The 11,256-nt window shown below is 44.3% G+C and carries 7 protein-coding genes and 4 tRNA genes; 1 reads left to right on the forward strand and 10 read right to left on the reverse strand.

The features are described 5' to 3' along the window. Positions 1-288: 288 nt before the first annotated feature. Entirely contained in the window at positions 289-801 is a 513-nt protein-coding gene (locus R7E38_RS13675; RefSeq protein WP_047103274.1) for a glycine cleavage system protein R, read from the forward strand. A 77-nt stretch (positions 802-878) separates the two neighbouring features. Here R7E38_RS13675 and nspC read toward each other — a convergent pair whose 3' ends face one another. The 10 genes from nspC to uvrY all read right to left on the reverse strand — a co-directional run bounded on the left by nspC (position 879) and on the right by uvrY (position 11,138). After that, positions 879-2,012, reverse strand: coding sequence for a carboxynorspermidine decarboxylase (gene nspC, locus R7E38_RS13680; RefSeq protein WP_005386789.1), 1,134 nt, complete (start codon positions 2,010-2,012; stop codon positions 879-881). A 103-nt stretch (positions 2,013-2,115) separates the two neighbouring features. Beyond that, positions 2,116-3,360, reverse strand: coding sequence for a carboxynorspermidine synthase (locus tag R7E38_RS13685; RefSeq protein WP_012841628.1), 1,245 nt, complete (start codon positions 3,358-3,360; stop codon positions 2,116-2,118). Between the two features lie 18 nt (positions 3,361-3,378). After that, the gene (locus R7E38_RS13690; RefSeq protein WP_226083570.1) at positions 3,379-6,255 is read right to left on the reverse strand and encodes a pyridoxal phosphate-dependent class III aminotransferase; all 2,877 of its coding nucleotides are present in this window, start codon (positions 6,253-6,255) and stop codon (positions 3,379-3,381) included. A gap of 897 nt (positions 6,256-7,152) precedes the next feature. After that, positions 7,153-7,228: transfer RNA gene (locus R7E38_RS13695), tRNA-Gly, on the reverse strand. A gap of 13 nt (positions 7,229-7,241) precedes the next feature. After that, positions 7,242-7,328 (reverse strand) — tRNA-Leu (locus R7E38_RS13700). Between the two features lie 77 nt (positions 7,329-7,405). Beyond that, positions 7,406-7,481 (reverse strand) — tRNA-Gly (locus tag R7E38_RS13705). A 37-nt stretch (positions 7,482-7,518) separates the two neighbouring features. Continuing rightward, a tRNA-Cys gene (locus R7E38_RS13710) sits at positions 7,519-7,592 on the reverse strand. 463 nt (positions 7,593-8,055) lie between these two features. Beyond that, a complete protein-coding gene (gene pgsA / locus R7E38_RS13715; RefSeq protein WP_005394805.1) occupies positions 8,056-8,613 on the reverse strand; it encodes a CDP-diacylglycerol--glycerol-3-phosphate 3-phosphatidyltransferase in 558 nt (185 codons plus the stop codon). Between the two features lie 46 nt (positions 8,614-8,659). Continuing rightward, entirely contained in the window at positions 8,660-10,492 is a 1,833-nt protein-coding gene (gene uvrC / locus R7E38_RS13720; protein WP_080773718.1) for an excinuclease ABC subunit UvrC, read from the reverse strand. Between the two features lies 1 nt (position 10,493). After that, positions 10,494-11,138, reverse strand: coding sequence for a UvrY/SirA/GacA family response regulator transcription factor (gene uvrY, locus R7E38_RS13725; RefSeq protein ID WP_005386783.1), 645 nt, complete (start codon positions 11,136-11,138; stop codon positions 10,494-10,496). Positions 11,139-11,256 lie beyond the last annotated feature (118 nt).

Below are 11,256 nucleotides of genomic sequence, written 5' to 3' on the forward strand. Positions count from 1 at the left end.
GTTCTTTTAGTTGTTGATTTCATAACACTCTCCAATTTTGGGGGTGGAAAGTGTCAACCTTATTTAGGACGGCACAGATACTCGGTAAAAAGCAGCCTTACGATGGCTGCTTTTTTGTGCTCTGAACATTGTTTTAATTATTTGCATCACGAATTAGTGTTAAAAATTGACTTTCATCAAACATTACCCGCCCTTAGCACCTACACTAAATAAAAGGATTTATTCCAATAACTTAAGTAGCACGTTTATTCGTACTGCGTCCAAACCTTGATTCCAGGAGGGGACATTATGAACACCGTATTTATTGTTAATTTTGTCGGACAAGCGTCACCCGCCACGATTAAAGAGCTCGCTGCAATCACACACGAAAACGGCGGGAAATGGCTGATCAGCAAAGTAAACTTTATCGAAGACCAAGTTGCAGGTGTCATCAAAGTAGAGCTTCCAAGAGATAATGCCGACATCGTTAAACAGGCGTTCTCTTCTTGTCAGACTCTTGTTGTTAGGTTCGTCGACTCTGAACCTCATTCATATCGTGAAGACACTATCTTCCAACTTCGTTTAGATGCCAACGATAGAGCGGGTATTGTGAATGAAATTACTCACGTTCTCGATAATCAAGGTATCTCAATTTTAGATATGGATTGTCAGCGTGTATTCATTGCTGGAGGCGGAGGGGTAAGCTCTAGCTTATTCAGCGCTAAAATGGCGATAAAACTACCTAGCGAGCTAGAAATTGAAGACATAGCCAATGAGTTAGAATCTCTGAGTGAAGACACTCGTGTAATTGTAGAAAGCTAACTGCATACCTTTAACGCTTCCCCAATAAAAAGAGCAGCAATTCAGCTGCTCTTTGTCGTTCTAATACTCAATACGTTTTATTTCACTGACCACTGAGACAGTGAACGTTTGAAATCAGAGTAGTCAAATTCATTCAGTTTTTGAATGTCACCATTCGAGCGTTCACAGTAAACCGACGGCATACGTAGACCGTTAAACCAGTTTAGTTTCACCATGGTGTAACCGGCACTATCTAGAATATGTAGACGCTGTCCTATCTCTAGAGGCTGTTCGAAGTTCGCTACGCAGAACTGGTCACCAGCCAAACAAGAACACGAGCCGATCACATACTCATGTTCACCATTTTCAGATGCTTCAAGAATTGACGCTGGCTCATTGTAGATCAACGTATCTAAGCGGTGAGCTTCTGTGGCTGAATCGACAATCGCCGTCTTCTTTACGTTCTCTACAATATCAACCACTGTTACAACGAGATCAGTTGTCTTAGTAATTATCGCTTCACCCGGCTCTAAATACATTTGTACGCCGTGTTTCTCTGAGAACGCTTTAAGTGCTAACCCCAACTTCTCGATATCGTACCCCGGCCATGTGAAGAACACGCCGCCGCCCATGCTTACCCAGTCCAGCTTATCTAGGTACTCGCCAAACTGAGCTGAAATAGCATCGAGTAAGCCGATAAACGCATCTACGTCTTTGTTCTCACAGTTCATGTGGAACATTACGCCATCAATACCATCAAAAATTTCCGGTTTGATGTGATCAGCCTGAACACCAAGACGAGAGAATTGACGCGCTGGGTTTGCTAAGTCTTGCCCTGCATAGCTCACACCTGGGTTCAGGCGCAAGCCAATCGATGCTTTACCTTCGACAATATGACGATAAGCCGCTAGCTGTGACTGAGAGTTAAAGATCATCTTGTCACAGATGTCCGCCACATCGCGAACGTCATCTTCGCTGTAACCCACACTGTATGCGTGTGTCTCACCACCGAACGTTTCGTAGCCAAGCTTCACTTCAAACGGGCCAGAACTTGTTGTTCCGTCTAGGTAAGGCTTGATGATGTCGAATACACCCCATGTTGAGAAGCACTTCAGTGCTAATACAAGCTTCACACCAGAGATGTCTTTTAGCTGTTTTGCTTTCTCTAGGTTCTCAATCAGCTTGTCTTCATTGATCATGAAGTATGGCGTTTTTAGTTCGTTTTGTTGCATTTTGATACCTTACGTCCCTTCGCCTTAGCAAAGACACTATAAAATCGAACAAAGCCGACGCAAGTGCATCGGCTTAAACGTACAAATAAGAGTCGCTAAATTCTTACTTCAATTTATGGATAACAGGTTGTCCTGGCTCCAGTTCTTGGACATGCCAATCTAGACCAATAGATGGCATGGTTTCTAGGAATGGGTCTGGATCTAGCTGCTCCATGTTGAACACGCCTTTGTCTGCCCATTTGCCACGGAAGAACTGCAAAGCAGCAGTGATCGCAGGTACGCCAGTGGTGTATGAGATAGCTTGGTGTTCAACATCTTCGTATGCGACTTCGTGATCAGCGTTGTTGTAAATAAATACACTGCGCTCTTTGCCATCTTTCTTACCTTGAACCCAAGTACCGATACACGTTAGGCCAGTGTAGCCTGGTGCGAGAGATGTTGGATCTGGTAGTAGTGCTTTTAGCACGTGCAAAGGTTGAACAACCGTACCGTCGTGAAGCGTTAGTGGATCTGGACTGAGTAGACCGATGTCGCGCATCACATTGAAGTAGTTTAGGTAACGGTCACCAAAGCCCATCCAGAATTCGATGCGTTTCGCCGGGATGAACTCTTGCATAGATCGAACTTCGTCGTGCGCCATTGAGTACACTTTGTGTGAACCACAATTCGGGAATTCAAACTCAAGCATACGTGAGTGACAAGGTACTTGTTTCCACTCGCCGTTTTCCCAGTAGAACGAATCGCCTTGAATCTCAAGCATGTTCGTTTCTGGATCAAAGTTAGTTGCGAACTTCTTACCGTGGTCGCCTGCGTTTACATCCATTACGTCGATAGTATCGATTTCATCGAACAGATGCTTCACTGCGTATGCGGCAAACACCGATACTACGCCCGGATCGAAACCAGCACCAAGAATACCTGTAATGCCCGCTTCTTCAAACTTCTCACGGTAACCCCACTGCCAATCGTAAGCTTGAGGTACTTGTTGGCCTTCAGAGCACAAATCAACCGCAACAGATGTATCAAGGTATGACACTTTAGCTTGGTAACATGCTTCCATAATAGACATGTTCACCCAAGGAGGACCTGCGTTGATCACTAAGTCAGGTTGTACTTCTTTAATTAAAGCAACTAAAGAATCTACGTCGTCCGCGTTTACCGCTCGCGCTTCTAATTTCTTAGTTGAATCTTTCAGATTGTTTTTCTTCTGAATCGATTCGATGATTTTCTCACACTTACCTACGGTACGTGATGCGATTGTGATATCACCCAGAACGTCGTTGTTTTGTGCTGCTTTATGTGCAACTACCCAGCCAACGCCGCCTGCACCAATCTGTAGAATTGCCATAGTTTTCCGTTACCTTTGTTAAACTAGCTCTGCCGCTAGCGTATTGATTTTTGAGAGCAAAGATTCAAAGTCCGCCGTCGTCAGACACGGGTTCAAAATCGTAAATTTCAATGCAGTTTTATCGTCGACAATGGTTTCACCCAATACCGCGATACCGCGTGTTAACGCTTCTAAGCGCAACGTTTTGTTCAGTTCATCAAGATCCGCTGATTCATGTGTCGCGCGGAACAGAACCGTAGATAGTGATGGTTCAGCCAACAACTCAAAGTGTTTGTTATCTCGAATCATGTCCGCCACTTCAAGCGTCTGTTCAAGCAAATGATCATACATATCGCCTAGGGCTTTTGGCCCTACGCTTTGCATCGTCATAAACACTTTGAGCGCATCAAAACGCTTAGTTGTCGCAATAGACTTATCCACCAAGTTCGGTAGTTCGTCGTGTTCGCGGTTCAAATAGTCTGCATGGTGAAGCAGGAATTTAAAGTTAGACTTGTCATTTACCAATAGCGCACCACAACTGATGGTTTGGTAAAACAGCTTATGGAAGTCTACGCTGATGGAATGTGCACGCTCACAACCTTTCAGACGCGCTTTTTGGCTACTTAGAATCAGAGCTCCACCGTATGCACCGTCGACGTGCATCCACATGTCATGTTTCGCTGTAATATCGGCGATAAAGTCTAAGTCATCAATAGCACCGTGGTCCGTTGTACCCGCTGTACCAACAATGGCAAATGGGATCAAACCTTCTGCTTTAGCCTGATTGAGAACTTCGTCTAACTTAGTGACATCCATCGTTCCATCGGCATTAGCATCGACGGTCATGACCGCTTTTTCACCCAATCCCATCCAAGACGCTGATTTTTGAACCGTGAAGTGGGATTTTTTCGAACATACAATACGTAGCTTGTCTGCGTATTCAGGAAGGCCAAGCTTTTGAATTGAGTGTGCACTGAGTTTGTCAGCAATCCAATCTCGCGCAAGCATCAAACCCATTTGATTACTTTGCGTGCCGCCGCTCGTGAAGATACCGTCCGCTTTTGCACCTAACTCATATTTATCGCATAGCCAGTTCACAACTTTCTGTTCAACATAAGTCGCTGATGAAGCTTGATCCCATGAGTCCATCGACTGGTTCAAAGCCGCAATCATTGCCTCTGCCGCGATCGCTGGCATCAACGGTGGAGTATGTAGGTGAGCAATACAATCTGGATGTTGAGTAAAAATTGCGTTTTTCGCGACCAGCTCAGCAGCATCGTCGATAACGGATTTAAGAGGTGCATTTCCATTATCAAGATCAACGTCGTGAATCGCTGCTTCCAATGCTTTTGGATCCATACCTGAATACGGTGCAGTCACTTGTTCAAACACTGACTTCATTGCCGTAGTAGTGTGATTCATCACCGAAGCAAATTCATTGCTGCCCATCTCTCCAGTGTGGATGAAATGCTTCTTCCATTCATCTTGTGGCTGAGTTTCGATGTGACTACCGCCAGCGGCTAAAATCGCGTCTTCAAATACACGTAAAGCAAAGTCGATTTGTTCAAACGAGATGATAAGAGGAGGAAGGAAACGAATTACTGCGCCTTCGCGTCCACCTTTCTCAACGATCAAGCCACGCTCAAGTGCTGCGCGTTGAATAGAAAGTGTGAGTTCACTATCCGCTTGAGGTTCACCAAATTTGTTGAGCTCACCATTTGGATTTTTAATCTCCACGCCTAGCATCAAACCTTTGCCACGAACCTCTGCGATACAGTTCACACGCTTTTGAATACTTTCAAGGCCGTAGCGCAGGTACTGACCCGCAATATTGGCATGCTCAACAAGGTTATCACGCTGGATAATTTCTAATGCTTTCGCACCAGAGACCATGGCTAGCTGGTTACCACGAAATGTACCTGTGTGCTCGCCCGGCTTCCATGTATCATGTTGCTTGTTGATAACCAATAGCGACATTGGTAAACCACCACCAATTGCTTTTGATAAACACAGAATATCTGGAACAATGCCCGACTCTTCGAACGCGAAATTGTAGCCAGTTTTACCAACACCACACTGGATCTCATCGAAGATCAGTAAGATACCGTGCTGATCACAAATACGACGTAACTCTCGTAGCCAGAATGCTGGCGCAGGAACAACACCACCCTCACCTTGCACTGGCTCCACGATAATCGCGGCAGGCTTCATAATGCCTGACTCATCATCGTTTAAAAGACGATCGATATAGCGAATACTTGCTTTCGCACCTTCATCACCGCCAAGCCCAAAAGGACAACGCAGGTTGTATGGGAAAGGCATAAAGTGCACATCCGACATCAAACCAGTTCGACGAGCTTTCGTGCCTAAGTTACCCATCATCCCCATCGTACCATTAGTCATACCATGGTATGCGCCACGGAAGGCAAACATAGTGTTGCGACCGGTAGTCTGTTTCGCGAGCTTGATAGCAGCTTCAACCGCATCAGCTCCAGACGGGCCACAAAATTGGATAACGCTGTTCTCGCTTAACTCTTGAGGAAGAAAAGACTTAACAGATTGAATAAACGTCGTTTTTACTGATGTTGCAATATCTAGCGTCTGATATGGCAGTCCTGAATCTAATTGCTCTTTCAGAGCTTGGTTTATTTCAGGATGGTTATACCCCAAAGCTAGAGTGCCTGCCCCAGCAAGGCAGTCTAGAAAGATCTGTCCACGCGTATCTTCAACCAAGCACCCAAAGGCTTGTTTAATTGCGATCGGCAAACGACGTGGATAAGAACGTACTTCAGATTCATGCTCAGCCTGATCAATCAATACTTGATCTGGCGTTAAGTCATACATTCCCTCAACGATAGGAACCTGAGACGAAAAAATGTTTGCGATATTGCTATCGACTTCAAAGGCAGTGCTCATACTACATAATCCCTTGAATTATAATAATTCTGTATCCTGTATTAATAATCATTAGAATGAAATTACAGGAGGTGTGAATACCCCTCCGCATTTGTCAGTGCATAAATGACAAATACAGATCATCCGCCACGATACTCGCGACTTTATATGTAAAAGGGATTAATCAAGGTTCTGTAATGCACCCGTTTTGTAAAACAGGACATTTCGGCAGTATGAAGCTGATTAGTGTGTGTTTATTCAAAGGTTTCAATGTTGGGTTTCCCATTAATATGCCGCGTTTACAGCATTAGTATCCCGTCTATCGACAAAAGGCTTTGCCGATACCTACCCTACGCAGTGTCACAATCAGCTTGAATGGTCACTACGCGTATCCCCCAGAGATCAAACGTTGTTAATTACGCTCCGAGATTGCGCGCGAATTTATCACAAAATAAAATCTTCTGGCAACGATTTTTCATATTAGTAACAGTGATGTAAATCACAACAAAACATACCCCATCGTAACTCGCATGTTCATATTCATGAGCTATGCTTTTCTGCTTCTCTCAAACAGCTGTTATTTAAACAAATATTCTTGAGATATCATCACCTCATCCAACAGAGGTTTAAGGTTGTGCTGCTTAATCGTAAAACATTCCTTTCTATATCCGGAACATTTAAAAAGATAGCATTCTCGTCACAGCTTTGCCTGGAGCAAGAGTGGTTATTCTCCACAAGTGATGGTTTAAACATAGACTAGTAGGAATGGCTAAGATGCTTTGCAATGGCAGAATGAACAATCACTTGAGTCAATGAGACAAAGGGTTCGTTACTTAACGAAGTCTGTGACAGAAAAGAAGTTTGAGATTTTCAAAAAATACGAAAAAGGCCTAACATTTTCATGTTAGGCCTTAAATCTGGAGCGACACACGAGGTTCGAACTCGTGACCTCAACCTTGGCAAGGTTGCGCTCTACCAACTGAGCTAGTGTCGCATTTAATATGAGATGGTGCCCCGGGCCGGACTTGAACCGGCACAACGCGAACGTCGAGGGATTTTAAATCCCTTGTGTCTACCAATTCCACCACCAGGGCACACAAATATTCTTTGTGATGCCTTTACAGAAAAGTAAAACACCATCTGATACCGCTAATGCCATATCAATAAAACTTGGAGCGACACACGAGGTTCGAACTCGTGACCTCAACCTTGGCAAGGTTGCGCTCTACCAACTGAGCTAGTGTCGCATTTATTCTCGAAAGCCATTCGCTCTCAAAAGAATAATGGAGGCGCCTCCCGGAGTCGAACCGAGGTCCACGGATTTGCAATCCGCTGCATAGCCACTCTGCCAAGGCGCCTCATTTGTGAATAAAGCTAAGCTTTTTCACAACCCTTTTGAGCCGTGCTCTCTTGGGTACGGGATGCATTCTACGGATTCGAGCGATCGAGTCAACACTATTTTTATTTTTTTAAATCGTTTGACTAGAATTTGTGCGAAAGACGATGGATTGCTTAGTTTTAATACTAAAAATCGCTTAAATACACTTGTTTATCATAAAACTTTGGCTACGCCTTACACTGCTGGCCGTGCGTTGCGTGCATTGAAGTATTAATAATCAGAAGACTCGCCTCTCTAAGACTCTCCAAGGACAAAAACAAGACTTAGATCACAAATAGAACTCTATCGAAGCAAAAGCCCCAGATACAAATTGCAAACATGGCCGTTAGCAAGCATTGAAAAGCGAGAGAAGCCAAAAAATGCTGTAGATTGTCTTAGATACAAAAAAGCAGGCTATTAAGCCTGCTTTCTAACATCAGAATTTAATGGTGCTCTTCATTCAACAGATCGTCTTTCGCAGCAGCCAAATATTGAATCATTGACCAATATGTCAAGAAAGTTGCCACATACAAGGCCGCAAAGCCTAGCCAAACCATCCATTCATCGTAACGCCATATCAACACCCATAAGGCGAACATTTGCGAAACAGTTTTTACTTTGCCAACCCAAGATACCGCAACACTTGCTCGCTTACCGATTTCAGCCATCCATTCTCGCAATGCTGAGATAATGATTTCTCGCGCAATCATCGTTACCGCAGGAATGGTCACCCAAATTGAATGATAATGTTCCGTGATTAGAATCAATGCCGTTGCCACTAGCACTTTATCAGCGACAGGATCAATAAACGCGCCAAAACGAGAAGTTTGGCCAAGTTTACGGGCCAACATGCCGTCAAGCCAGTCAGTAAAACCCGCTACCCAAAACACCATTGCTGCTGCAAACGGTGCCCATGAATAAGGTAGATAAAAGACAACCACAAAAACAGGGATTAGGAACAGTCTAAGAAGAGACAGAATGTTCGGGATATTCAAACGCATTTTATTATTCTCTTACACATTGCGGCTTAATGTTGCGCGATTTTCCTTATTGTTTCAATGCTTGGAAAATAATTTCTGCTAAAGAGTGACTTATTCCCGGTACTTTGGCGATTTCTTCGACACTTGCACGTTTAAGTTCTTGTAACCCACCCATGTACTTGAGTAACGCCTGACGTCGTTTAGGGCCGATTCCCTCAATCCCTTCGAGTGCACTCGTACGTCTGGTTTTACCTCGCTTAGCACGGTGCCCCGCTATAGCATGGTTATGGCTTTCATCACGAATATGTTGGATAAGATGCAGCGCAGGAGCATCGCTTGGTAAATGAAACTCGTCCCCATCGACTGTAATCAGCGTTTCTAAACCTGGTTTGCGAGTAACGCCTTTTGCAATACCAATCATGATAGGACGCTTTGGCCAATCCCCCCAGTACTGCGAAATGATGTCATGCGCACGATTTAACTGACCTTTACCGCCATCGATAAAGATGATGTCGGGAATTTTCTCTACGTCCAATTGCTTCGAATAACGGCGCTCCAACGCTTGTCCCATTGCTGCGTAATCATCACCACCGGTAATCCCAGTAATGTTGTAGCGACGATACTCTTGCTTTACGGGGCCTTCGTTGTTGAACACCACACATGACGCAATCGTGCTTTCCCCCATCGTATGGGAGATATCAAAACATTCCATTCGAGCTATAGACTCCAACTTCAATGTTTCGCGAAGCGCATGAAAACGCTGATTAATCGTCATCTTGTGATTGATTTTGGTGGTAATCGCCGTTAGTGCATTCGTGTTCGAAAGCTTGAGATACCTTGCTCGAGAGCCAGTTGGCGAGGTATGGAAATGAACCTTACGACCTGCAACTTCACTTAACGCTTTCTGTATTGGCGCGATATCTTCTGCCAACTCTTGATTCAAAATAATACGAGAAGGAATCGTGCGTGCTTCGTTATGGCTCAAATAGTATTGAGTCAGAAAACTATCGAACACTTCCTGCTGGCTTGTATTTTGTGGGATTTTCGGAAAATGGCTACGGCTACCAAGCACTTTGCCTTGGCGTATCATCAGGATATGGATACACGCGATACCATTCTCCTGAGCAAACCCGAGTACATCCATATCATCCATGCTGTCTTCTGAGACGTACTGCTGCTCTTGAACACGCCTAATCGCTTGGATTTGATCGCGAAATTTAGCGGCATCTTCAAAGCGCAATTGCTGACTGGCAACTTCCATTTTCTCAATCAACTGTTTGAGTACTTGCTGATCTTTGCCTTGCAAAAACATGCGCACAAAGCCAACCAACTCTGCATATTCTTCATCAGAAATGATGGTATTAACGCATGGTCCTGCACAACGACCAATTTGGTACATCAAACATGGGCGCGTTCGGTTGGAATAGACAGTGTCTTCACACTGGCGCACAGGAAATATCTTTTGCAGCAAATGCAATGTTTCTCTTACTGCACCAGAATCTGGGTAGGGGCCAAAATATTCACCTTTGCGCTTCTTGGCGCCACGGTGGATAGAAAGCCGTGGGTGCTTATGACCGCTAATAAAGATATAAGGGTAAGACTTATCATCTCGCAGCAACACATTGTATTTCGGCAAATACTGCTTGATGTAGTTATGCTCTAGGATCAGCGCTTCTGTCTCAGTGTGAGTCACCGTGACGTCTATTTTGGCGATATTACTGACAAGCGCGCGAGTTTTCTCACTGTCTACTTTTTTTCGAAAGTAGCTTGAAAGGCGCTTTTTAAGGTCTTTGGCTTTACCTACGTAGATTACAACAGCTTCGGCGTTGTACATTCTGTAAACGCCGGGCTGATGAGTTACTGTCTTGAGAAAGGAAGCCGAATCGAAAGGAGGATTCACGCTAAAGGGTCTCGGTGTCCAGCATTCCGTGGCGAATCGCTAAGTGAGTTAACTCAACGTCACCATTAATGTCCAATTTACTAAAGAGTCGGTAGCGATAGCTGTTGACTGTCTTTGGACTTAAATTAAGTTGCTCAGAAATATCCGTTACCTTTTGGCCTTTGGTGATCATAAGCATGATCTGCAATTCACGTTCGGATAAGTCTTTAAAAGGGTTCTCAGAGGCTGGAGAAAATTGACTCAATGCCATCTGCTGCGCAATCTCTGGCGAGATGTAACGCTGCCCACTATTAACTACACGAATCGCATTCACCATTTCGTCAGGGCCAGCACCTTTGGTTAAATAACCAGACGCACCTGCCTGCATCACCTTGGTTGGAAACGGGTTTTCTGTATGAACGGTAAGTACGATGATTTTCACATCAGGATTCACGCGAAGAATTTTTTTAGTGGCTTCCAAGCCGCCAATTCCTGGCATGTTCATGTCCATTAAAACGACGTCAGCATGATTACTGCGACACCATTTTACTGCATCTTCACCGCTGTCAGCTTCTCCTGCTACGTTCATTCCACGGACGTCTTCAATAATACGTCGTATCCCTGTGCGAACCAGCTCGTGATCATCTACAAGGAAAACATTTATCAAACTTGTATCTCCACACTTTGTATTGGTTCTGCACCCACATAACCATTATTTGTTAAATGTGGATATCAGTATGACTGCCTATATACTAACGTAATCGACAAAAAATTGCTTTCTATGA

The sequence above is a fragment of the Vibrio sp. Vb2131 genome (genome assembly GCF_033338535.1).
GTDB classification, from domain to species: Bacteria; Pseudomonadota; Gammaproteobacteria; order Enterobacterales; family Vibrionaceae; genus Vibrio; species Vibrio alginolyticus.